General features: G+C 70.7%; 20 protein-coding genes and 1 tRNA gene. 12 read left to right on the forward strand and 9 right to left on the reverse strand.

Translation table 11 applies throughout. The features are described 5' to 3' along the window. Positions 1-98 precede the first annotated feature (98 nt). Both ACFYR3_RS25060 and ACFYR3_RS25065 read right to left on the reverse strand, forming a co-directional pair. Positions 99-662, reverse strand: coding sequence for a GPR1/FUN34/YaaH family transporter (locus tag ACFYR3_RS25060; protein ID WP_389284772.1), 564 nt, complete (start codon positions 660-662; stop codon positions 99-101). Between the two features lie 179 nt (positions 663-841). Next, positions 842-1,369: a universal stress protein gene (locus ACFYR3_RS25065; protein WP_037619095.1), complete on the reverse strand. Its 528-nt coding sequence runs from the start codon at positions 1,367-1,369 to the stop codon at positions 842-844. 556 nt (positions 1,370-1,925) lie between these two features. Between ACFYR3_RS25065 and ACFYR3_RS25070 the strand changes: the two genes are divergently transcribed. From ACFYR3_RS25070 to ACFYR3_RS25090, 5 genes are all read left to right on the forward strand, one after another. Continuing rightward, positions 1,926-2,333, forward strand: a complete 408-nt coding sequence (locus ACFYR3_RS25070) for a hypothetical protein (protein ID WP_355850858.1) — start codon at positions 1,926-1,928, stop codon at positions 2,331-2,333. Positions 2,334-2,707: 374 nt separating this feature from the next. Next, positions 2,708-3,949, forward strand: a complete 1,242-nt coding sequence (locus ACFYR3_RS25075) for a helix-turn-helix domain-containing protein (RefSeq protein ID WP_355850861.1) — start codon at positions 2,708-2,710, stop codon at positions 3,947-3,949. A 143-nt stretch (positions 3,950-4,092) separates the two neighbouring features. Beyond that, positions 4,093-4,695, forward strand: a complete 603-nt coding sequence (orn, locus tag ACFYR3_RS25080; protein ID WP_355850864.1) for an oligoribonuclease — start codon at positions 4,093-4,095, stop codon at positions 4,693-4,695. Positions 4,696-4,803: 108 nt separating this feature from the next. Further along, a tRNA-His gene (locus ACFYR3_RS25085) sits at positions 4,804-4,876 on the forward strand. 143 nt (positions 4,877-5,019) lie between these two features. Beyond that, entirely contained in the window at positions 5,020-5,595 is a 576-nt protein-coding gene (locus tag ACFYR3_RS25090; RefSeq protein ID WP_355850867.1) for a GNAT family N-acetyltransferase, read from the forward strand. A 2-nt stretch (positions 5,596-5,597) separates the two neighbouring features. Here ACFYR3_RS25090 and ACFYR3_RS25095 read toward each other — a convergent pair whose 3' ends face one another. Both ACFYR3_RS25095 and ACFYR3_RS25100 read right to left on the reverse strand, forming a co-directional pair. Further along, positions 5,598-6,425 carry a serine/threonine protein kinase gene (locus ACFYR3_RS25095; protein ID WP_355850870.1) on the reverse strand — a complete coding sequence of 276 codons (828 nt, stop codon included), beginning with the start codon at positions 6,423-6,425 and terminating at the stop codon, positions 5,598-5,600. Positions 6,426-6,503: 78 nt separating this feature from the next. After that, positions 6,504-7,559, reverse strand: coding sequence for a LacI family DNA-binding transcriptional regulator (locus ACFYR3_RS25100; RefSeq protein ID WP_389284773.1), 1,056 nt, complete (start codon positions 7,557-7,559; stop codon positions 6,504-6,506). A 389-nt stretch (positions 7,560-7,948) separates the two neighbouring features. On the opposite strand from ACFYR3_RS25100, the gene ACFYR3_RS25105 reads away from it, so the two are divergent. The 4 genes from ACFYR3_RS25105 to ACFYR3_RS25120 all read left to right on the forward strand — a co-directional run bounded on the left by ACFYR3_RS25105 (position 7,949) and on the right by ACFYR3_RS25120 (position 12,726). After that, positions 7,949-9,265 carry an ABC transporter substrate-binding protein gene (locus ACFYR3_RS25105; RefSeq protein ID WP_355850876.1) on the forward strand — a complete coding sequence of 439 codons (1,317 nt, stop codon included), beginning with the start codon at positions 7,949-7,951 and terminating at the stop codon, positions 9,263-9,265. Further along, the gene (locus ACFYR3_RS25110; protein WP_355850879.1) at positions 9,262-10,290 is read left to right on the forward strand and encodes a sugar ABC transporter permease; all 1,029 of its coding nucleotides are present in this window, start codon (positions 9,262-9,264) and stop codon (positions 10,288-10,290) included. Before ACFYR3_RS25105 ends, ACFYR3_RS25110 begins: the two co-directional genes overlap by 4 nt. Then, positions 10,287-11,198, forward strand: a complete 912-nt coding sequence (locus tag ACFYR3_RS25115; protein ID WP_355850882.1) for a carbohydrate ABC transporter permease — start codon at positions 10,287-10,289, stop codon at positions 11,196-11,198. Before ACFYR3_RS25110 ends, ACFYR3_RS25115 begins: the two co-directional genes overlap by 4 nt. A gap of 97 nt (positions 11,199-11,295) precedes the next feature. Next, positions 11,296-12,726: a GH1 family beta-glucosidase gene (locus ACFYR3_RS25120; protein WP_389284774.1), complete on the forward strand. Its 1,431-nt coding sequence runs from the start codon at positions 11,296-11,298 to the stop codon at positions 12,724-12,726. Positions 12,727-12,892: 166 nt separating this feature from the next. On the opposite strand, the gene ACFYR3_RS25125 is transcribed toward ACFYR3_RS25120, so the two are convergent. The 3 genes from ACFYR3_RS25125 to ACFYR3_RS25135 all read right to left on the reverse strand — a co-directional run bounded on the left by ACFYR3_RS25125 (position 12,893) and on the right by ACFYR3_RS25135 (position 15,844). Continuing rightward, entirely contained in the window at positions 12,893-13,636 is a 744-nt protein-coding gene (locus ACFYR3_RS25125; RefSeq protein ID WP_355850888.1) for a WYL domain-containing protein, read from the reverse strand. A gap of 10 nt (positions 13,637-13,646) precedes the next feature. Continuing rightward, entirely contained in the window at positions 13,647-14,585 is a 939-nt protein-coding gene (locus ACFYR3_RS25130; RefSeq protein ID WP_355850891.1) for an alpha/beta hydrolase, read from the reverse strand. A 365-nt stretch (positions 14,586-14,950) separates the two neighbouring features. Beyond that, positions 14,951-15,844, reverse strand: coding sequence for a TetR/AcrR family transcriptional regulator (locus ACFYR3_RS25135; RefSeq protein ID WP_389284775.1), 894 nt, complete (start codon positions 15,842-15,844; stop codon positions 14,951-14,953). A 129-nt stretch (positions 15,845-15,973) separates the two neighbouring features. Between ACFYR3_RS25135 and ACFYR3_RS25140 the strand changes: the two genes are divergently transcribed. Next, on the forward strand, positions 15,974-18,193 hold the full coding sequence (locus ACFYR3_RS25140; protein WP_389284776.1) for an MMPL family transporter: 2,220 nt from the start codon (positions 15,974-15,976) through the stop codon (positions 18,191-18,193). Here the strand turns inward: ACFYR3_RS25140 and ACFYR3_RS25145 are convergent. Next, the gene (locus tag ACFYR3_RS25145; protein ID WP_355850900.1) at positions 18,176-18,601 is read right to left on the reverse strand and encodes an ATP-binding protein; all 426 of its coding nucleotides are present in this window, start codon (positions 18,599-18,601) and stop codon (positions 18,176-18,178) included. The genes ACFYR3_RS25140 and ACFYR3_RS25145 overlap by 18 nt on opposite strands. A gap of 240 nt (positions 18,602-18,841) precedes the next feature. Between ACFYR3_RS25145 and ACFYR3_RS25150 the strand changes: the two genes are divergently transcribed. After that, the gene (locus ACFYR3_RS25150; protein WP_355850903.1) at positions 18,842-19,723 is read left to right on the forward strand and encodes a helix-turn-helix transcriptional regulator; all 882 of its coding nucleotides are present in this window, start codon (positions 18,842-18,844) and stop codon (positions 19,721-19,723) included. Between the two features lie 11 nt (positions 19,724-19,734). After that, positions 19,735-19,938 carry a DUF397 domain-containing protein gene (locus ACFYR3_RS25155; protein WP_389284777.1) on the forward strand — a complete coding sequence of 68 codons (204 nt, stop codon included), beginning with the start codon at positions 19,735-19,737 and terminating at the stop codon, positions 19,936-19,938. Positions 19,939-20,076: 138 nt separating this feature from the next. On the opposite strand, the gene ACFYR3_RS25160 is transcribed toward ACFYR3_RS25155, so the two are convergent. Then, positions 20,077-21,567 (reverse strand): cellulose binding domain-containing protein, encoded by a 1,491-nt coding sequence (locus ACFYR3_RS25160; RefSeq protein WP_356780961.1) that lies wholly within the window; start codon positions 21,565-21,567, stop codon positions 20,077-20,079. Positions 21,568-21,922 lie beyond the last annotated feature (355 nt).

Here is a 21,922-nt window from a genome sequence, read left to right on the forward strand (position 1 = left end):
CCGGCGGCCGGACATGAACGATCCCCGTGCGCACCACCCGCGCACGGGGATCGTTCTTCAAGGGCCGAGGCCGCCCAATACCCCGGCCCGCGCCGAGGTCAGCCGGTGGCCGTCACTCCCCGGCCGGCGGCGCGTCGCGGAAGTGCCGTGGGCCAGTGGGCGAGCGCCGCGGTCGCCGCGTACCAGGCGACCGCGCCGGCCGCGACGGCGAACCAGCCGCCGGCCTTGGCCAGGTCGGCGTTGTCCGCGAAGCGGCCGATGGCGAGAAGCAGCAGGGAGACGAAGAACAGTCCGTAGGTGCCCTGGCCGAGCACGTCGCCGCCCGCGAGGGCGAGTGACAGCACGACGAGTGCGAAGAGCAGCAGGAAGAGCCCCGCCGCGTTGCCGGAGATCTGGCCACCGGCCGAGACGGCCCAGGTGAACCAGAGGGCACCGAGTCCCGTGAAGGCCGTACCGGTGGCCGTGTCACGGTCGCGGAAGGCGAGCAGGCCGGCGACGAAGAGCGCAACGCCGCCTACGTAGTGGGCCAGTGACACGGCGTCGGACGCCGTCACTCCGTCGATCAGGTCGGTGTACCCCAGGCCGAAGGCCAGCAGGGTGACGCCGAGCGCGAGTCTTCCTACGATCGTGGTGGTGCTTCCCGCAGAGACGTCATTGTCCACGGCGGGCTCCCTTCATGCGTGTGCGGTTGTGCTGCGCCGTACCGGTCGCCGCGTAGGACCGGCGTCCCGTATATGCCCTTCACAAAGGCACAAACACCTCTACGCGCCAGTAGGTTCACGCACCGCACACGGAACGCCGAACGCTTCCCCGGGGCCGTCCGACCTGGGATGACGGTGCGTTACGGAATGACGATGACCGGCCGCTTGGCGCGCTTGGCGAGCCGTCCCGCGACCGAGCCGAAGATGCGCCCGACGATGCCGTGCGTGGAGCCGACGACTATCGCGTCCGCCTCGTACTCCCGGCCCACCTCTTCGAGTTCGTGGCAGATGTCACCGCCGCGCTCGACCAGGATCCAGGGCACCTCGGAGAGGTATTCGGCGCAGGCGAGCTCCAGCCCCAGCACCTCGGTGCGGTGGTCGGGAACGTCGACGAAGACCGGTGGCTCACAGCCCGCCCACACCGTGGTGGGCAGCCGGTTGGCCACATGGACGATGATCAGGCCCGAGCCCGAGCGGTGGGCCATCCCGATCGCGTAGGCGAGGGCACGCTCGCTGGACGTCGAACCGTCGAAACCGACGACGACGCCGTGCTTGAAGGCGGGATCGCAGGAGTGGCGGGGTTCTTCCGCCGCCAGGGGCTCGGCCGCCGTGGGATCGGCGAGCGGGCGCTTGCGGTCCGCGGGATCAAAGAATTCGTGACCGGCCATGGGTGTCTCGGCGTTTGGATCCTCGTGGTGGGGACGACAACGAACGGCAGAGCTGTGTCTGGGAAACATCTTCCCAACCCCATACCCCCAAGGGTACGGCGGCACGCCTCCTCTGCCCAGATCCCGCGCGCCTTACGCGGCATTCCAGGGAGCATGCACGAGAGGGCGCCCGTAACGCAATGGTTGCTGCCCCGTACAGGCGGTTTGCGCAAGGCCCCCCGGGAATTTGCTCAGGCTTCCCGGGAACGGGAACTCTCGTCGCCGTACGGAGCCGGGCGGGCCCCTTCCGGACACACGCGGCACCGGCCGGGCAGTGACCGGCCGGTCGAACACGCGTTGAACCGGTCGCAGCCACCGCCATGGAGAACACCCGCCATGGAGAACACGGAGAACACCGGAGTACTAGGGAGCGCACGTGCCCGGACCCGACACCGCCCCCCATTCCTCCGCCCCCTCCACCCCGTCCGTTCCCTCCAGCCCCTCCCCGCCGCACGCGGCACCTCCGTACGGATCGCGATCGGGAACACCTTCCGGATCGCGCCCCTCGGCTCCGCCCGTGACCGACTCCGTGAGCGATGTGGTCCGCTGGGCGGCCTTCAGCTGCGTCCTGGTCCCGGTGGTTCTCCTCTGGTACGGCACCTCGCTCGCCGGCGCGGCCGGCACGGCCCTGGGTCTCGCGGCCGTGACCGGGGTCTGTCTGATCCTGCTGCGCCAGTCCGAGCGGGGGGCCGCGATCCTGGCCGAGGAGCGACGGGGCGCGCCCCGCTCGCGCGCCCGTCGGCGCGTCCCGCAGCAGCGCGGGCGGCACGGGAGGAGTGGCCCGGGGAGTGCGGGCGGCACGAGGAGCGCGGGGTACGCGGGGCGCGCGAGCGGAGCGGGACCGGGGGCCGATCCACGGGGCGGAAGCGGCGCGGGAGTTCACCGAGGCGGTCGTCACAGCGGGGGAATCAAGCCGGTCGACTGACCGGTTTGCGCGTACAGCTACGCTTCTTTTCAGCCAACTTCTGGCTGTGGCCCATCCCTTGCTCGAACGACCCCCCAACCCCCGTTCGACCTGCACCTAAAGGGGTACGGAGGGCGCGCGCACCCTACGTGGATTGGCCACTGCCACGAGGCGCACTTCCCTGCGGCGCCCACGAGTGCAACGCTTCGTGATCGAATGCTTCACGCCAAGTTGCCATGTCGACATTCTGCGGAGTACCGATCTGGTCACCTTGGCGCCAGCGGACACAGTAGATTCGATCTTGTCTTACGGCGGGGGACTCGTGCAGGACCGAGGGGAAACGTGCAGGAGCGACACAACCGAGGAGCCGCGACCACCGAGGGGGGCTTAGCAGGATGAGCCACGACTCCACTGCCGCGCCGGAAGCCGCGGCCCGGAAGCTGTCCGGGCGACGCCGCAAGGAGATCGTCGCGGTGCTGCTGTTCAGCGGCGGCCCCATTTTCGAGAGTTCCATACCGTTGTCGGTGTTCGGGATTGACCGCCAGGACGCCGGCGTGCCGCGCTACCGCCTTTTGGTGTGTGCCGGCGAGGAAGGCCCGCTGCGGACCACAGGGGGCCTGGAACTCACCGCACCACATGGCCTGGAAGCGATTTCCAGGGCCGGCACGGTGGTCGTGCCCGCCTGGCGGTCGATCACCTCGCCACCACCGGAGGAGGCGCTCGACGCACTGCGCCGCGCTCATGAGGAAGGCGCCCGCATAGTCGGGCTGTGCACAGGCGCCTTCGTGCTCGCGGCGGCCGGCTTACTGGACGGCCGTCCGGCGACCACCCATTGGATGTACGCACCGACCCTGGCCAAACGCTATCCGTCGGTGCACGTCGACCCCCGCGAGCTCTTCGTGGACGACGGCGACGTGCTGACATCGGCGGGTACGGCGGCCGGAATCGACCTCTGTCTCCACATCGTGCGGACGGACCACGGCAACGAGGCGGCCGGCGCGCTCGCCCGGCGCCTGGTGGTCCCACCACGGCGGAGCGGCGGCCAGGAGCGCTACCTCGACCGGTCACTGCCGGAGGAGATCGGCGCCGACCCCCTCGCGGAGGTCGTCGCCTGGGCGCTGGAGCATCTCCATGAGCAGTTCGACGTCGAGACACTGGCGGCTCGCGCCTACATGAGCCGCCGCACCTTCGACCGCCGGTTCCGCTCGCTCACCGGAAGCGCTCCCCTGCAGTGGCTGATCACTCAGCGCGTCCTGCAGGCGCAGCGCCTCCTGGAGACGTCCGACTACTCGGTCGACGAGGTCGCGGGCCGCTGCGGCTTCCGTTCGCCGGTCGCGCTGCGGGGTCACTTCCGGCGTCAGCTGGGTTCGTCCCCGGCCGCGTACCGGGCGGCGTACCGCGCTCGCAGGCCGCAGGCCGAGCGGTCCACGGATCCGGACGGCCCGACAGGTCCGGTCGGACCGCCACCGTCGCTGCACCCGGAGCACTCGGGCCCGGTCCCGATGCAGACCCGCCGCACCGCGGCGGCCGGCTCCCTGGGCGCGGCCGCGTCGCTCTCCGCGGAGGCGATGCGGGAGCGGGCGGAGCTGTACGCGGCGAGCAGGCCGAGCCTGCCCGGACAGCGCAGCGCGCCGTAGTCCGGGCGGCAGGAAGACGCGCGGGGCCCGCACCTTCGGGTGCGGGCCTCTTCGCACGTGGGCCGGGCCCCGACGCGATCCGCCGCCCCGGCGGGACGCACGGGCGGGTCCACCGGAGGGAGGCGGGCCGTAGGGTGAGACACATGAACGATCGCATGGTGTGGATCGACTGCGAGATGACCGGACTCTCGCTGTCGGATGACGCGCTCATCGAAGTGGCCGCGCTGGTCACCGACTCTGAGCTGAACGTGCTCGGCGAAGGTGTGGACATCGTGATCCGCCCGCCGGACGCGGCCCTGGAGACGATGCCGGACGTGGTGCGCCAGATGCACACGGCCTCCGGCCTGCTGGAGGAGCTCGCCGGGGGCACGACCCTGGCGGACGCCGAGGCGCAGGTCCTCGCGTACGTACGTGAGCACGTCAAGGAGCCGGGCAAGGCCCCGCTCTGCGGGAACTCCGTCGGCACGGACCGCGGCTTCCTGCTGCGCGACATGGCGGCACTGGAGGGCTATCTCCACTACCGGATCGTGGACGTCTCCTCCGTCAAGGAGCTGGCCCGCCGCTGGTATCCCCGGGCGTACTTCAACAGCCCGGAGAAGAACGGCAATCACCGCGCCCTGGCCGACATCCGCGAGTCCATCGCCGAGCTCCGCTACTACCGCGAGGCGGTCTTCGTCCCGCAGCCCGGCCCCGACTCGGACACCGCCCGCACCATCGCGGCCAAGCACGTCCTGCCCGCCGAATAGGCCTTTGACGGGGCCCTGATGGGCCCCGGAAAAAGCCGTGCGCGAGCACCCCTTCAGACCCTGTACACTTTTTCTCGGCCGGTCGGAGAAGCACGAAGACCGGACATGGTGGGTGTAGCTCAGTTGGTAGAGCACCTGGTTGTGGTCCAGGTGGCCGCGGGTTCAAGTCCCGTCACTCACCCTGAGTAATCAGCCGGTGACCTGTTGAACAGGTCACCGGCTGATTGCGTTCCCGGGCACGCCGACAGCCGATCCGCCGTAGGTCGCCGATTCGCCGGGACTCCACGGAAGCAGGCGCGAGCCCGCAGCCCGTACGCTCCCCTCGTGCGTCCTCCCGAAGAACCCTCCGCCCCCGAAGCCCTCCGCCGGGGCCGACCCGCCGAGCCCCGCCCCGGCGCGGTCGCCGAGCCGACGGCCGCCACCGCCCGGCTCGATCTCCTCCCGCTGCGGGTCGAGCATGCCGAGGAGATGGCCGAGGTGCTGGCGGATCCGGCGCTGCACGGGTTCATCGGCGGGGCACCGGACACTCCGCAGGCGCTGCGGGCACGGTACGGACGGCTCGTCGCGGGCTCGCGCGATCCCGCCGTGCTCTGGTGCAACTGGGTGCTGCGGGAGCGTACGGAGGGATGCCTGGTGGGGACGGTCCAGGCGACCGTCTCGGGAGAGGTCGCCGAGGTCGCCTGGGTGGTGGGCACGCCCTGGCAGGGACGGGGATACGCGGTGGAGGCGGCGCGGTCGCTGGTCCGCCACGTGGTCGAGGCGTTCCCCGTCAGCACGGTCGTGGCCCATGTGCACCCCGCTCACCACGCGTCCGCCGCCGTCGCCGCGGCGGCGGGACTCACCGCGACCGGCACGCTCCAGGACGGCGAGGTCCGCTGGGAGCTGACGGTACGACGGTGACCTCACCGCTCCCGGGACGCCCCGGCCGCGTGCCAAGCGGCCGCGAAGCGGTGCACGTCGGCGAAGCGGTCGTCCGGCGCGGGGAAGGTGGCGCGTTCGACGACCGCCAACTGCCGTGCGGTGCCGCGCCAGGCGCGTCCCTCGTCACCCGCGGCGAGCAGGATGCGGGCGGTGCGACCGAGGGTGAACACGGTCGTACGGGTGTCGATGACGGCGCCGCGTTCGAACTCCTCGGGGGCCATGAACCGTCGTGAGCCCGGCAGCCGTTCGTCGTCGAGGACGAAGGGGCCGGGCCGGTACTCGTCGAGGTCGATGAGGTGGACGGAGCCGGCGGTGAAGTCGTAGAGCAGGGCGCCGTCGTAGAAGTCGACGGCGACATGGCCGGCGGCCTCCACGGTGAGGTGGGCGTCGAGGACCCGGTCGAAGGCGCGCAGCACCTCGGCGGTGGGAAGGGAGCGGAAGCGGGCCATCGGGCTGCCCGCGCTCGTACGGTCACGGGGCCCGCCCGCGGTGGAGTGGTACAGCACCTCGCCCGCGCGCCACGGCATGACCACCGCCCAGCCGTCCCGCACGGCGATCCGGTGGACCTGCGGGACGATCGCCGTGTGCCGGACGGCCCGGTGAAATGCCCATCCTCGTTCGAGTGAACAGCGACCGCGTTCGTTGACCGCCTCCTTGACGAACCACCGGGCGCCGTCGAGCAGTCGCACTCCGTACGACACGCACCCCGAGTCCTGCTCCCCGAACACCCTGAACACCTCGCCCACCCGGCCCAGATACGGCTCCACGGCGGGCACTTCATCGACTCCGAGCAAGGGATGGAGGACCATGAACGCCAGCCTGCCCTACCCGGCCGCCCACGAAGGACAGAAGCCGCAGGCCGGACGACCCGAGTGAATCCGGGCGCCCTACGACGACGCCCGCACCACCAGTTCCGCCGGCAGCACCAGCTGCCGCTTCTCCAGCCCCCGGGAGACCGCGGGGCGGCGGTCCGCGATCTCGCCGAGGAGGAGGTCGATCATGGCGCGGCCCATCTCCTCGATGGGCTGGCGGACGCTGGTGAGGGGCGGGTCCATGTGGCGGGCGATGGCGGAGTCGTCGTAACCGATGAGCGCCACGTCGTCCGGGATGCGGCGGCCGCTCTCGCGCAGCACCTGCCGGGCGCCCGCCGCCATGACGTCGGAGCCGGCGAAGACCGCGTCGAGGTCGGGGCAGCGCTCCAGCAGCAGGGACATGGCACGCCGGCCCCCTTCCTCGGTGAAGTCGCCGGGGACGATCAGCCGGTCGTCCGCCACGCGGCCCGCGTCGAGCAGGCCCTGGCGGTAGCCGTCGACGCGTCGCTGGGCGCCGTAGACGTCCATACGGCCGGCCAGGTGGACGACTCTGCGGCGGCCCCGGGCGATCAGGTGCTCCACGGCCGCGCGCCCGCCGCCGAAGTTGTCGGAGTCCACCGACGGAAGCGTCTCCTCCGCCGAGCGACGGCCGCTGATCACCGCCGGGATCTCCAGTTGGGAGAGCAGGTCGGGGAGCGGGTCGTCGGCGTGCACCGAGACGAGCAGGACACCGTCCACCCGGTGCGCCGCCAGGTACTGGGCGAGGCGCTGCCGCTCCCGGTCGCTGCCCGCGAATATCAGCAGCAACTGCATCTCGGTCTCGGAGAGTTCGGCACCGACACCGCGCAGCATGTCCGAGAAGTACGGCTCCGCGAAGAACCGGGTCTCGGGTTCGGGGACGACCAGGGCGATCGCGTCCGTGCGGTTGGCCGCGAGGGCGCGGGCCGCCGTGTTCGGGACGTACCCGAGCTCCGCGACCGCCGCCTCGACCGCGGCGCGGGTCGCGTCGCTGACCCGCGGGGAGCCGTTGATCACCCGGGAGACCGTGCCGCGGCCCACTCCCGCGCGCGCTGCCACCTCTTCGAGGGTCGGCCGCCCACCGCTGCGGCCCCGCGCTCCGTGGACTGCCATGGGCTCCGCCTCCCGTCGATACCAAGTTGGCCTGGAATCTAACAGCCTCGTCCGAGGAACCGAGCGACACTGGGCCGCCACCCCCGGAGCCCTTGTCGCACCGGGCGCTCGTCTTCGAGCGCCGAACGGGCTATAAGACTCTTCGGGCCATGTGGCGGAATGACATCTTCAGCTAACAGGCCGATAACTGAACGCATCTCTCCGCTCCCCCACCCTTGACACCCCCGCTCGAACCGACGACTCTTCAACACATCACTGGTGGGAGCGCTCCCACAGTACCTGACACATACACAACCCGCACGTTCCCCGCCCGAGCCGCAGCGAGTAACAACGGGCGCCACCAATGCAGTTGGCCGGGGGGTCGGCACGTCAGGCAACAGGAGGACGCAATGCGCACGAGTACCCGCCGGTCCCGCAGGCTGGGGGCCATCGCGGCCGTCGCAGCGATGACCGCAGGGCTGCTGGCCGGCTGTTCCAAGGACTCGGACAGCGGTTCGAACGCGGACGGGGGAAGCAAGGGCAAGACCCAGCTGACCATCGGTACGTTCGGGGTGTTCGGCTACAAGGAGGCCGGCCTCTACGACGAGTACATGAAGCTGCACCCGAACATCTCGATCAAGGAGAACGTCACCACTCGTACCGACGTCTACTGGCCCAAGACGCTCACCCGTCTGCAGGCCGGTTCCGGCACCGACGACATCCAGGCGATCGAGATCGGCAACATCACCGAGGCCGTCCAGACCCAGGCCGACAAGTTCGTCGACCTCGGCAAGGAGGTCGACAAGTCGCAATGGCTGGGCTGGAAGACCGCCCAGGCCACCACCAAGGACGGCAAGACGATCGGTCTCGGCACCGACATCGGTCCGATGGCGATCTGCTACCGCAAGGACCTGTTCGCGAAGGCCGGTCTGGAGACGGACCGCACCAAGCTCGCCGCTCAGTGGAAGGGCGACTGGTCCAAGTACGTCGCCGTCGGCAAGGACTACATGAAGAAGGCGCCTAGCGGCACCAAGTTCGTGGACTCCGCCTCCTCGGTCTACAACGCGGCGCTCGGTGGCGAGAGCGAGCGGTACTACGACAAGGACGGCAACGTCATCTGGGACAAGTCCTCGGGGGTGAAGAAGTCCTGGAACGCCGCGATGGCGGTGGCGACCAGCAACATGTCGGCGAAGCTCAAGCAGTTCGACCCGACGTGGGACCAGGGCTTCGCCAAGGGCTCGTTCGCGACAGTGGCCTGCCCCGCGTGGATGATCGGCTACATCGAGCAGAAGTCCGGTGACTCGGGCAAGGGCAAGTGGGACGTGGCGGCCGCGCCGACCGCGGCCAACTGGGGCGGCTCGTTCATCGGCGTGCCGGTGGCGGGCAAGCACCAGAAGGAGGCCGTCGCGCTGGCCAAGTGGCTGACCGCTCCCGAGCAGCAGGCGAAGGTCTTCGCCAAGCAGGCCAGCTTCCCGTCGACCCCGGCGGCGTACGCGAACCTGAAGCCGGCCGCCGACACCACGGCGTACTTCTCGGACGCCCCGATCACGCAGATCTTCGCCGACTCGGCGAAGACCATCCCGGTCCAGATCTTCGGCACCAAGGACCAGCCGATCGGCACCGCGATCACCGACGTGGGCATCCTCCAGGTCGAGCAGAAGGGCAAGACGCCCGACCAGGGCTGGAACGCGGCAAAGGCGGAGATCAAGGACGTGCTCGGCCAGTGACCAGCTCCAAGCAGGCTCTCGCGCAGACCGCGACGAGCGCCGACGCCGCGCCCGGCTCACAGCCGGGCGCGGCCCGGGGCGCTCAGGGTCGCGGTACGCCGGCGCCCGGCCCGAATTCCTGGCGCAGCCGGCTGTACCGCTGGGACATGAAGGCGTCTCCGTACGCGTTCGTCGCCCCCTTCTTCATCATCTTCGGTGCCTTCGGACTCGTACCGTTGCTCTACACGGCCTGGTACTCGCTGCACAGCGTGCAGCTGTCCGGTCTGGACCATCAGACCTGGGCGGGCCTGGACAACTACAAGAACCTGCTGTCCTCGGAGTTCTTCTGGAACGCTCTGGAGAACACCTTCACCATCGGCGTGATCTCCACGGTGCCGCAGTTGCTCATGGCACTGGGGATAGCCCACCTGCTCAACTACCGGCTGCGCGGCTCGACCGTGTGGCGGGTCGTGATGCTCACCCCGTACGCCACCTCGGTGGCGGCGGCGACGCTCGTCTTCACGCTGCTGTACTCGTGGGACGGCGGCATGGTCAACTGGCTGCTGCACTTCGTCGGGGTCCACGCGATCAACTGGCGCGAGTCGGACTGGGGTTCGCAGTTCGCCGTCTCCTCGATCGTGATCTGGCGGTGGACCGGCTACAACGCGCTGATCTACCTCGCGGCGATGCAGGCGATCCCCGCCGACCTGTACGAGTCGGCGGCTCTCGACGGCGCGGGCCGCTGGCAGCAGTTCCGCCATGTGACGGTCCCCATGCTGCGGCCGACGATCCTCTTCACCGTGGTCGTGTCCACGATCGGCGCGACGCAGCTGTTCGGTGAGCCGCTCCTGTTCGGCGGTGTCAGCGGCTCGAAGGGCGGCTCCGCGCACCAGTACCAGACGCTCGGCCTGTACATGTACGACCAGGGCTGGGGCATCGGCAACCTCGGCAAGGCGTCGGCGATCGCATGGACGATGTTCCTGATCCTGCTGATCATCGCCGCGCTCAACCTGCTGATCACCCGACGGCTGAGGAAATCCCAATGACCACCACTGAACTGACTTCCCCCCAGGCGGAGGCGAAGGGAACCCAGGCCGACCGGGTCCCCGGACGGCGTCGGGTGCTCGGCGCGGGCAAGCAACTGCACGCGGGCCCGGCCACCTATGTCGTCCTGATCGTCTTCGCGCTGGTCTCGCTCGCTCCGCTGGTCTGGACGGCCATCGCGGCCTCACGGAACAACCAGCGGCTGGCGCAGACACCACCGCCGCTGTGGTTCGGCGGGAACCTGTTCAAGAACCTCCAGGCCGCGTGGGAACAGGCCGGGCTCGGCACCGCGATGGTCAACTCCACGATCGTCGCCGGAACCATCACCGTCGGTACGGTCGTGTTCTCCACGCTCGCCGGGTTCGCCTTCGCCAAGCTGCGGTTCAAGTTCTCCGGTCTTCTGCTGCTGCTGACCATCGGCACGATGATGATCCCGCCGCAGCTCGCCGTCGTACCGCTGTATCTGTGGATGAGCGACCTGGGCTGGTCGAACCAGCTGCAGACGGTCATCCTGCCCACCCTGGTGAGCGCTTTCGGCACGTTCTTCATGCGGCAGTACCTGATCCAGGCGCTGCCCTCCGAACTGATCGAGGCGGCGCGGGTGGACGGCGCGAACAGTCTGCGCGTGGTGTGGCACGTCGTCTTCCCGGCGGCGCGCCCGGCGATGGCGGTGCTCGGCCTGCTGACGTTCGTGATGGCCTGGAACGACTTCCTGTGGCCGATCATCGCCCTGAACCAGCAGGAGCCGACGGTGCAGGTCGCCCTCATGGCGCTGGGAACCGGTTACATCCCCGACCAGGCCGTGATCATGGCGGGCGCGCTGCTCGGCACGTTGCCGCTGCTCATCGCCTTCCTCCTGTTCGGCAAGCAGATCGTGGGCGGGATCATGCAGGGCGCGATCAAGGGCTGACCGCCCTCCAGGGGGCCGGGCCGGCGCCGCCTCGGCCCCCTTTGTCCCTCCCCTCCTCCAACCCGTCGGTCTCACGACCCCCCTTGGGAGCGCTTCCATGCCTGAGCCCATTACGTCCGTGACCTTTCCTCCGGCCTTCCTCTGGGGCGCGGCGACCTCCGCGTACCAGATCGAGGGAGCGGTACGGGAGGACGGCCGTACGCCCTCGATCTGGGACACCTTCAGCCATACACCCGGCAAAACGGCCGGCGGCGAACACGGTGACATCGCTGTCGACCACTACCACCGCTACCGCGACGACGTGGCCCTGATGGCGGACCTCGGACTGGGCGCGTACCGCTTCTCGGTCTCCTGGTCGCGCGTGCAGCCGACCGGCCGGGGTCCCGCGGTCCAGCGCGGCCTCGACTTCTACCGGCGTCTGGTCGACGAACTGCTGGCGCACGGCATCAAACCGGCCATCACCCTCTACCACTGGGACCTGCCGCAGGACCTGGAGGACGCGGGCGGCTGGCCCGAGCGGGAGACGGCGCTGCGATTCGCCGAGTACGCGCAGATCGTGGGCGAGGCGCTGGGTGACCGCGTGGAGCAGTGGATCACGCTGAACGAGCCCTGGTGCAGCGCCTTTTTGGGGTACGGCTCCGGGGTGCACGCCCCCGGCCGGACAGACCCGGCCGCGGCGCTGCGCGCGGCCCATCACCTGAACCTTGCGCACGGGCTCGGGACTTCGGCGCTCCGTTCCGTGATGCCGGCCCGCAACTCGGTCGCGGTGAGCCTCAACTCCTCCGTGGTCAGGCCGGTTTCACAGGACCCGGCGGACTTGAACGCGGTCCAGCGCATCGACGACCTGGCCAACGGCGTCTTCCACGGCCCGATGCTGCACGGCGCCTACCCTCAGACCTTGCTCGCGGCGACGCGGTCGATCACCGACTGGTCGTTCGTCCAGGACGGCGATCTCGCGGCGACCCACCAGCCGTTGGACGCGCTCGGCCTCAACTACTACACGCCCACGCTGATTTCGGGCGCCGCCGCTCCCGCCGACGGTCCGCGCGCGGACGGCCACGGCGCCAGCTCGCACTCCCCCTGGCCGGGCGCGGACGACGTCGCGTTCCACCAGACCCCGGGCGAGCGCACGGAGATGGGCTGGACGATCGACCCGTCGGGCCTGCACGACCTGATCATGCGGTACACCCGTGAGGCGCCGGGCCTGCCCCTGTACATCACGGAGAACGGCGCGGCCTACGACGACAAGCCGGACCCGGACGGCCGCGTCCACGACCCCGAGCGCATCTCCTACCTCAACGGCCACCTGACCGCCGTGCACCGCGCGATCGCCGACGGCGCGGACGTCCGCGGCTACTACCTCTGGTCCCTGATGGACAACTTCGAGTGGTCCTACGGCTACGGCAAGCGCTTCGGCGCGGTCTACGTCGACTACGCGACCCAGATCCGCACCCCGAAGTCGAGCGCCCACTGGTACAGCCGGGCGGCCCGCACGGGAACGCTGGCGCCGGTGACGCCCGCCGAGTAGGCCATCGCCCGGGGGACACGGGGGACGGGGCGCGACACCCGAGGGGGGTGCCGCGCCCCGCCGCGTTCGACCGCGTTCCCCCACCGCACGGACCTCGCCCACGCGCCGTCCCTCCCACGGCCCCGGGGCGATCCGAACCTCATCCCTGGGGCGGTGACGGGAAGATTCACCGAGGCGGTGCCTTCCGTTTCCCGGGCGGCTGCGTGAGTGAGGCCAGCGCGGTGGGCCGCACCGCTCCGGCTGCGGCCGAGCCGAGCAGCAGCCGGGTCAGATCATGGGGCCGCGCCCGCTCATCGGCCGGAGCCGCCGCTGTGATGCGGTCGAGCCGGAAGCCCCGGCCGGCCTGCCGTGTGCGACACCAGGCGATGAGGTACCAGCGGCCGTCGGCGGTCAGCAGTCCGGCCGGTTCCACCACGCGGTCGCTCTCGCGTCCCGCCGCGTCGATGTAGGACAGCCGCAGGACCGAGTTCGTGGTGAGAGCCTGCTCCACCGCGGCGCGGACCGTGGAGTCGGTCGGGGAGGGCAGCGTGACGATCCGTGCGGCGAGTTCCTGTGCCGCCACCGAGGCGGGACCGGTCATCGAAGCCGCGATCTTCTGGGCCGCCGCGCGGGCCGCACCGGCGTACGGGGCGGAGGCGTCCGCCGCGGCGAGCGCGACGGCCAGTGCCGAGGCTTCGGCGGCGGTGAAACGGATCGGGGGCAGGGTCATCTCCGGGTCGATCGACCAGCCACCGCCTCGCCCTGGTGTGGCGCGCACCGGGACACCGGCCTCCATCAGCGCCTGGAGGTCACGCTGCACCGTGCGGGTGTTCACCTCGAATCGCGCGGCGAGCGCGGCGACCGTCAGCGGCCGCGGCGCCGCCGCGCGCAACTCTTCCACCAGCGCGTAGAGCCGAGTAGTGCGGTTCACGCGGCCGACGCTACCTTCCCGCGGTGGACAGGAAGTCCCGCTCGCGCCGCAGTTCCCGCTCGGTGACGGTCAGGGGGAACAGGGTGAAGCCGTGCATCGCGCCGGCGACGACACCGAGTTGCACCGGCGCCCCTGCCGCCTGCCAGCGTTGGGCCAGGAACAGCGAGTCGTCCAGGAGTGGATCCTCGGTGCCGACGACGATTCGGGCGGGCGGCAAGCCCGTCAGGTCGGCGAACAGCGGTGAGACTTCGGGACCGCGGCGCTGTTCCGTCCCCATTTCCGGTGTGAACAGCTCATAACTGCCCCTCAGCGTTTCGGTGTTGCTCAGCAGCCGCTTTGATCCGAACAGTCGCTGGCTCGGTGTCATCGACAGGTCGTAGGGGCCGAAAAGCAGGTGGGCGGCCCGGAACTCGGCGGTGATGCCGTGCCGGTCGCGAAGGCGCAGCAGTGTCACGACACTCAGGTGGGCACCGGCCGACTCACCGCCGATCAGGAGCCGTCGAGTGCCGAACTCGGCCGCGGCGTGGTCCACCAGCCATCGGGCGGCCGCTTCACAGTCGTCGGGCCCGGCCGGGAACGGGTGTTCCGGCGCGAGGCGGTACTCCACGCTCACCACGGCCAGCCGTGCCTGCTCGGCGAGCCGCCACAGCCTCTCGTCCTGCCCGTCGGCGGAGCCGAACGCCCAGCCGCCGCCGTGTATGTGCAGGTACACGCCGTCGACGTGGTCGGGTACGAACACGCGGGCTTTCACTCCACCCGCGATGACGCGGTCCTGGCCCTGCGGCAGTCTCACCGGTGGCGTGTCGCCGGCGAGCCGGTTGCGCCGCAGGGCGGCCAGCAGGGTTGCGTCCGGCACTCCTTCGCGCGCCGGGCGGCTCGCCGCGGCGGCGGCGAAGCACTCGTTGAACTTCAGGGTCTCGGCGAGGCAGTCCTCGTCTGTGATCGTCATGCTGTCGACAGTCGCAGCCGTCCGCGACAACGTCCTGTCACCTTTTCCTGGTGAGCCGCGTCACAGCTCTGCCGCATCGCCTGCGTACCAGCCGGCCCCGCTGTCCATACGAGCGCACATGGCACCCGGCCGGTGACGGCGCTCGGCCGTCGGCCACACCCCTGCCAGGTCCCAGGGGTGTGGCCGACAATTCCCGCCGGGCCCGCGGCGCCCGGCACCGCCCCCCAGGCTCTTCGAGCAGGGGGGACCCCCACGCCGCGTTGTCGGGCACGCCCGAGTACGCCCAGTACGAGGGCGACCCTCCGCCTTGCGATGCACGGCACCGGACGCCGCGGCCCGATCCGACGCACATTGTCAGCCAGGCCCTAGCGGACAAGCCCCGCGACGATCGTGGTCAGGGTCCGTTCCACCACCGCGTCGCGCTGGTCCGGGGGCAGGAGGGCCAGTGGGCCGTCGAGGATGAGCAGGGACAGGCCGTGCACGGTCGCCCAGGCGGCCGCCTCGGCGGCGGGACGGTTCTCCGGCCGCATCCGGCCCGTCGCTACCAGCGCGTCGAGGGTGTCGGAGAGTTCCCTGAACGCGGCGAACTCGGCACCCGTGTCGGGCACTTCGAGGCCGGTGAAGTCGTGCTCCGCCGCCGCCGCGGTGCGGCAGAAGGCGGTGCGGTAGAGGCCGGGGTGCTCGATCGCGAAGCGGACGTAGCCGCGCCCGACGGCCTCGGTCCTGCGCACCGCCGCCTCGCCCGGGTCGTCGGATGCGGGCAGGGCACGTACGGCCGCTTTCATCGAGGCGGCGAGCGCCTGCTGGCCGTGGGTCTTCACCTCCTCCAGCAGTTCCCCCTGGCCGTCGAAGTGGCGGTAGGCGGCGGTGGGCGACACGCCGACACTGCGGGCGGCCTCCCGCAGCACGACCCGCTCGGGGCCGCCCTCCTTCGCGAGTTCGACCGCGGCCTCGATCAGGGCGTTGCGGAGATCACCGTGGTGGTACCGCGACTTGCCGGCACCGGCCCGCGTACGGGCAGCCGCCTTCCCCCGGCCGTCCGCACCGGAGCCGTCGTCGGCACCCGAGCCGGCATCCGTATCCGGGGTGCCCTTCCCACCCGTACGGGAGCCGCCGTCGACTCCCGCGCCGGAGCGGGTGTCACCCTCGGCTCCCACGCCGAAGCCGGTGTCACCCTCGGCTCCCACGCCGAAGCCGGTGTCACCCTCGGCCCTCGCGTCACCGCCGGTGTCCGCTCTGCCGCCCGTGATCGATTCCATGACTCCATCCTGCCCGAATCGGTGGTTCCGCCCGCACCCCCGTTCCGGCCCTCCCCCCTTGAAGTTGACGCCGTTAACATCCTATGCCATCGTCGATGTTAACAGCGTAAACATTCGGAGGCGATCACCGTGTTCGACCGCATCGCACAGCTGGCCCTCCATCGGAGCCGACTTCTGCTCGCCCTCGCCGCGGTCGCCGTGGTCGCCATGGCCGTCGTCGGACTCGGGGCGTTCGGCAAGCTCCAGAGCGGCGGCTTCGAGGATCCGAGCGCACCCTCGGCCCGCGCGCAGGCCCTCATCGACCAGAAGTTCGGCGGCGAGAGCAACCTCGTCCTGCTCGCCCGGTCCCACGACGGCGGGGCCATCGGCTCCCCGGCCGCCGACCGCGCCGGGCGCGACCTGACCTCCCGGCTCAAGGACGAGCCCGCCCTGTCGAACGTGATCTCGTACTGGGACACCGGCGCCTCCGCGCTGGCCTCCCGGGACGGCAAACAGGCCCTCGTACTGGCCCACGTCAAGGGCGACGACACCCAGCGGGGCGACAACGCCTCGACGGTCATCAGCCGGTACACCGGCGACCGGAACGGGCTGACCGTGCGGGCCGGCGGCGAGGCCGCGGTCGGCGACGAGGTGCCCACCCAGGTCGCCAAGGACCTCGCGGTCGCCGAGGCCATCGCCGTACCGCTGATCCTCGTCCTGCTGGTGATCGCCTTCGGCAGTGTCGTGGCGGCCATGCTGCCGCTGATCATCGGGCTGATCGCGATCGTCGGCACGTTCGCCGAGCTCTACGTGCTGGGCAGCCTCACCAGCGTCTCGGTGTTCTCGATCAACCTCACCACCGCACTGGGCCTGGGCCTCGGCATCGACTACGCGCTCCTCATGATCAGCCGGTTCCGCGAACACCTCGCGGAGGGCGCCGAGGTCCCGGACGCCCTGCGGCACACGGTCCGCACCGCCGGACGCACCATCGCCTTCTCCGCCGCGACCGTCGCCGCCGCGCTCGCCGCGCTGCTGGTCTTCCCGCAGTTCTTCCTGCGCTCCTTCGCCTACGCGGGCATCGGCGTGGTGGCCATCGCCGCCCTGAGCGCGCTGCTGGTCATGCCGGCCCTGCTCGCCCTGCTGGGCCACCGCGTCAACAAGGGCCGACTGCCCTGGGCGAAGACCGTGCGCAGCGCCGAGGCCCCGCTCTGGGCCAGGCTGTCCCGCACGGTGATGCGCAGGCCCGCCCTGACCGCACTCCCGGTCCTGGCCGTTCTGCTGCTCGCGGCCTCCCCACTGCTCGGCGTCGTCTTCGGCACACCCGACGAACGGGTCCTGCCCGAGAGCGCGCAGAGCCGGCAGGTCGCCACCGCCGTCCAGCACGACTTCACCGGCAGCGACGAGTCGGCGGTGCAGATCGTGACGACTGGTCCGGTGTCACGCGGCGAACTCGGCACGTACGCGACCACGTTGTCGCGGCTCGACGGCGCGGCCCGCGTCGAGACCTCGGCCGGCACCTACACCGACGGCCGTTCCGGTCCGCCAGGACCGGCCGCCGCCTCGCTCGGCCGCGCCGACGCCCAGCGGATCAGCGTCGTCACGGGCCTCACCCCCAAATCGGACGAGGCCCAGGACCTGGTCAAGGCCGTACGGGCCGTCGACGCGCCCGGCGGGACCGAGGCGCTGGTCGGCGGCACGGACGCCCGGCTCGTCGACTCCAAGTCCTCGATCGCGGACCGGCTCCCGGCCGCCATCGGCCTGGTCGCCGGCAGCACCTTCGTGATCCTGTTCCTCTTCACCGGCAGTGTGGTCCAGCCCCTGCGGGCCCTGGTCCTGAACGCCGTCAGTCTCACCGCGGCCATCGGCGTCATGGTGTGGATCTTCCAGGACGGCCATCTGTCCTCGCTGCTCGGCTTCACGCCACAGCCGATGGACACCTCGATGACCGTGCTGATGTTCTGCATCGCCTTCGGTCTGTCCATGGACTACGAGGTGTTCGTGACCAGCCGTATCAAGGAGCTCCACGACGCGGGGGCCGACACCGAGACCGCGGTCACCAGCGGGCTCTCGCACACCGGCCGGATCGTGACCATGGCCGCCGGGCTGCTCGCGGTGAGTTTCTTCGCCTTCGGCACGGCGCACGTCAGCTTCATCCAGATGTTCGGCCTCGGCAGCGGTCTGGCGATCCTGATCGACGCGGTGGCCGTTCGGGGAGTGCTCGTCCCGGCCGCCATGCGGCTGCTGGGCCGCGTCGCCTGGTGGGCGCCGAAGCCGCTGCGCGCGGTGCACGGACGGCTCGGCCTCAGCGAGGGCCCGTCTCCCGAGGACGCGACCACCACCGCCCCCGGCCGGTCACCCGCAGAGGTCTGACCGGCCCAGCTCGAACCAGGTCGCCTTGCCCCGCCCCGGCCCGTGCCCGCACACACCCCAGGCGTCGGCACCGTTCGAGATGAGCTGCATCCCCCGGCCTCCCTCTTCTTCGGGGCCGGGGGCACGGCAGTCGGGAAGACCCGGAGCCTCGTCGTGGACGAGGACACGGAGCCGACGGGGGCCGGCCCAGCCGGCGCACAGCGTCACCGGCGCCGAACAGCCCCGGCCGGTACACGCGTTGACGGCGTTGGTGACCGCCTCGGAGGTCAGGAGCACCGCGATGTCGGTGAGTTCGGGCCGGTGGGACGCGGCGAGGAGGGTGCGGACGGTCTCCCGGGCGGTGCGCACCCAGACGGGGTGGGGCGGGAAGACGAGGGAGACGTCGGTGGGGCGTCGGTGATCCTCCATCGGAGGGGGCTCCTTCGGGTTGCGCGCGGCCGCGGTGACCAGGTCCCGGGTCCTCAACTCCGTTGAGATCGGGGGTACTTCCTCGGGGCGCGGGGGCGAGGTGGATCGCCTCGAAGGTAGGGAAATGTTTTCCTCCGACGCAAGCGTCTCCCCCGTATGTCACCCACGCGGGTGACGTGCCGACGGGTCGGCGACTCGCGGGCGTAGAGATCGGCAGACTGCTCCGCGAGGAGGTCTGCCATGGCACCAAGGAGCAACCCGAGCGAGCGTCAGCGCAGGCTCGGTGCGGAGCTGCGCAAACTGCGCGTCCACGCCGGGCTCTCCGGCGAGCGCGCGGCGGCCATCCTCGACGCCGACCGTGCCCGCATCAGCAACATCGAGACCGGACGCATCGATGTCTCGCGCAACCGCCTGCACAAGGTTCTCCAGGAGTACGGCTGCCCGGCCGGACCCTACTTCGACGCGCTGATGGCGATGGCCCAGGAGAACGGCAAGGGGTGGTGGGACGAGTTCAACGACATCATCGGACCGGCGGCCCGTGACCTCGCGGAACTGGAATCCCTGTCGACGGTGCTGCGGACGCACGAGCCGCTCGTGATCCCCGGAATGCTCCAGACCGAGGAATACGCCCGCGCGGTGCTGGAAGCCACCGAGAGAGACCGCCGACGCGCCCATCGCTACGCGGAGTTCCGCCTGGCCCGGCAGCGCGTGCTCACCGGCGGGTCACCGGTGACGTACCGGGCCGTGGTCCACGAAGCCGCGCTGCACGCCCAAGTGGGGGGCGCGGCGGTCATGCGGCGGCAACTGCTGCGGCTCATGGAGATATCGCGGCTGCCCAACGTGGCCGTACAGGTGTACCCGTTCGAGGCGGGGATCTACGCGGCCCACACCCAGTCGTTCGTCCTCTACGGGAGCTCCGCGCCCGAACTGGACACGGTCTACCTGGAGCACCCGACGAATTCCCTCTTTCTCCGGGATGCGAACCATCTCGACGAGTACACAAAAATGTTCGAGCGGCTGTCGGAGCTGGCGCTGGCGCCGGTCGACCCCGAGTCGGCACCGGAGTCGCACGCGTCACGTGACTCCCTGAGCCTGATCCAGCACGTCATGTACGCCCTGTGAAAGGAACCCCCATGCCCCGATTCGCCTGGCAGAAGTCCTCGTTCAGCACGGGCGGCGAAGGCAACTGTGTGGAACTGGCGGCGGCGGTGTCCGGTCACATCCACCTCCGCGAGAGCGACCAGCCGCACGACGTCGCCACGGCCGCGCCCCACGCGCTGGCCGGTCTGCTCCGCGCGCTCAAGGACGACTCCTGGGAGCCGCCTCGGAGACAGTGAGGAAGAGAAAGGGCCTGGGCCGCGTCCGGAAGATCACCGGACACGGCCCAGGCCCTTTTCGCGAACCGGCTACGACGCCCCGGCCGGGTGGGGGGTGGAGAAGTCCGGCCGGGGCGCGCAACCCCCGTTTCGCAGTGGCTACTTGAGAGCCGCGAACGCCTTCGAGAAGGCGCCGTCGCTCTGGACGATGGAGCTGCAGACCGCGTCGGCGGAGTTCTTGGCACCGCCGGCGCACTGCTTGTCACGGGCGGCGGACCACATGGAGAGCCAGCCGATGCCCTTGGACTGCGCGAAGGTCACCAGCTGCGAGGCGTCGTCGACCTTGAAGATCTCCGAGGCGACGTCGTTGACGCCGATCATCGGGGTGATGGCGACGGTCTTCCACGCGGCGCTGTCGGAGAGGCCGAGGACGCTCTTGATCTGCGCCTGGGTGGCCGTCGCGGCCTGCTGGGCGAGGTCGCCCATGTCACCGCTGAACGCCGGGCCGTAGTCCATCGCCATGATGTTCACGGTGTTGATCTTCACGCCGTTGGACTTGGCGTCGGAGAGCAGGTTCACGCCGTCCTGGGTGAGGCCCTGGGGCAGGACCGGCAGGGTGAAGGAGACGTCCAGGCCCGGGTGCTGCTGCTGGAGCTTGGCGATGGCCTTCGCGCGGTTCGTGTTCGCGGTCGCGTTGGGCAGCGCGCCGCCCTCGACGTCGAAGTCGACCTTGGTGAGCTTGTAGGCGTCCACGGCCTTGCCGTACGCCGCCGCCAGCGTGTCCGCCGAGGAGCAGGCCGTGGCCAGCTCGGAGCCGGAGGCTCCGCCGAAGGAGACCCGGACGTCGCCGCCCTTGGCGCGCAGCGCGCCGATCTGCGCCGCGACCGCGTCACTGGCGAGGTCGCTCACGCCGCCCCACTTCGGCGTGCAGCCGCCGCCGTCGGTGATGAAGGCGAGGTTGTAGTTCTTCACGCCGGTGGCGTCGGCCGCCTTGAGCAGGTCGAAGGCGGGGAAGAGGGAGGTGTCGACGTAGGGCGCGAAGCCCGCGGACGTCGTGGTGCCGCCGCCCGAGGTCTGCGTGGGGGACGGGGTCGCCGTGGCGGTCGCGGTGGCGGTCGCCGTGGGCTTCGGGGTCGCGCTCTGCGTCGCGCTCGCGGTCGGGGTGGGGGTGGCCGTCGGGGTCGCGGTCTGCGTCGGGCGGCCGCTCGGCTCGGGCGTCGCGCCGTCCACCGAGCACTTGGTGCCGTCGATGACACAGCCGGTCGGGTTCGCGGTGCCGTTCACGACGAAGCCGACGGTGACGGACTCGCCGGCCGCCAGGCCGTCCTTGTCCCAGGACGGCGGCTTCACGGTGACGTGCTGCCCGCTCACCGTCGACGTCGCGTCCCACAGCGAGCTGAGCTTGGAGCCCGAGGGCAGGTCGAACTCCAGCGTCCAGTCCGGCTTCGCCTGGTTCGTGTCGTTGGAGACGACGTACTGGGCGGTGTACCCCGTGGACCACTCGCTGGTCCTGGTGTACGCGGCGCCGACGCTCGACGCGTTCGCGATACCGGTGAACAGGAATGCGCCACCGCCGGCCACGGCCGCCGCGACGATGCCGCCTATCGCCTTGTTCCTGCCACTGACCTTGCGCCGGTGCGTACTGCTCATCGCGTGTGCCTGCCTTCGCGGATTCACGGGGGCTGGGGACGTCCCAGGGGGTGCGGGCATCACGCTAGCGATCCGGAATCGGTCAAACCGCTTGATCCGGACGCAGGTTGAGGATCTTAGGGCGCGCTTAAGGAAGGCATCGGGAGCCGTTAAAGGTCGAGACCAATGTGGGCGGTTTGGCGCGACCCAGGGCCACGGGCCCGAAGCGGTCGGGCACACCCGCGGCCATGGGCCCGGAGCGGCGGGCACATCCCGCGACCACGAGCCCGGAGCGGCCGGGCACGCCCCGCGGCCAGAAGCTCAGGGCAGTCCGGCGCGGCCCGCGACCAGAAGCTCGGAGCGGTCCGGCGCGTCC

The organism is Streptomyces sp. NPDC005784, assembly GCF_042871525.1.
Classification (GTDB): Bacteria; Actinomycetota; Actinomycetes; order Streptomycetales; family Streptomycetaceae; genus Streptomyces.

Excerpts from the sequence above, each read along its gene's own strand:
- ACFYR3_RS25065 (WP_037619095.1), bottom strand. The coding sequence starts at position 1,369 with ATGGCCGGTCACGAATTCTTTGATCCCGCGGACCGCAAGCGCCCGCTC.
- ACFYR3_RS25095 (WP_355850870.1), bottom strand. The coding sequence starts at position 6,425 with ATGGTCCTCCATCCCTTGCTCGGAGTCGATGAAGTGCCCGCCGTGGAG.
- orn (WP_355850864.1), top strand. The coding sequence starts at position 4,093 with ATGAACGATCGCATGGTGTGGATCGACTGCGAGATGACCGGACTCTCG.
- ACFYR3_RS25075 (WP_355850861.1), top strand. The coding sequence starts at position 2,708 with ATGAGCCACGACTCCACTGCCGCGCCGGAAGCCGCGGCCCGGAAGCTG.
- ACFYR3_RS25105 (WP_355850876.1), top strand. The coding sequence starts at position 7,949 with ATGCGCACGAGTACCCGCCGGTCCCGCAGGCTGGGGGCCATCGCGGCC.
- ACFYR3_RS25120 (WP_389284774.1), top strand. The coding sequence starts at position 11,296 with ATGCCTGAGCCCATTACGTCCGTGACCTTTCCTCCGGCCTTCCTCTGG.
- ACFYR3_RS25100 (WP_389284773.1), bottom strand. The coding sequence starts at position 7,559 with ATGGCAGTCCACGGAGCGCGGGGCCGCAGCGGTGGGCGGCCGACCCTC.
- ACFYR3_RS25130 (WP_355850891.1), bottom strand. The coding sequence starts at position 14,585 with ATGACGATCACAGACGAGGACTGCCTCGCCGAGACCCTGAAGTTCAAC.
- ACFYR3_RS25145 (WP_355850900.1), bottom strand. The coding sequence starts at position 18,601 with ATGGAGGATCACCGACGCCCCACCGACGTCTCCCTCGTCTTCCCGCCC.
- ACFYR3_RS25150 (WP_355850903.1), top strand. The coding sequence starts at position 18,842 with ATGGCACCAAGGAGCAACCCGAGCGAGCGTCAGCGCAGGCTCGGTGCG.
- ACFYR3_RS25135 (WP_389284775.1), bottom strand. The coding sequence starts at position 15,844 with ATGGAATCGATCACGGGCGGCAGAGCGGACACCGGCGGTGACGCGAGG.
- ACFYR3_RS25115 (WP_355850882.1), top strand. The coding sequence starts at position 10,287 with ATGACCACCACTGAACTGACTTCCCCCCAGGCGGAGGCGAAGGGAACC.
- ACFYR3_RS25155 (WP_389284777.1), top strand. The coding sequence starts at position 19,735 with ATGCCCCGATTCGCCTGGCAGAAGTCCTCGTTCAGCACGGGCGGCGAA.
- ACFYR3_RS25160 (WP_356780961.1), bottom strand. The coding sequence starts at position 21,567 with ATGAGCAGTACGCACCGGCGCAAGGTCAGTGGCAGGAACAAGGCGATA.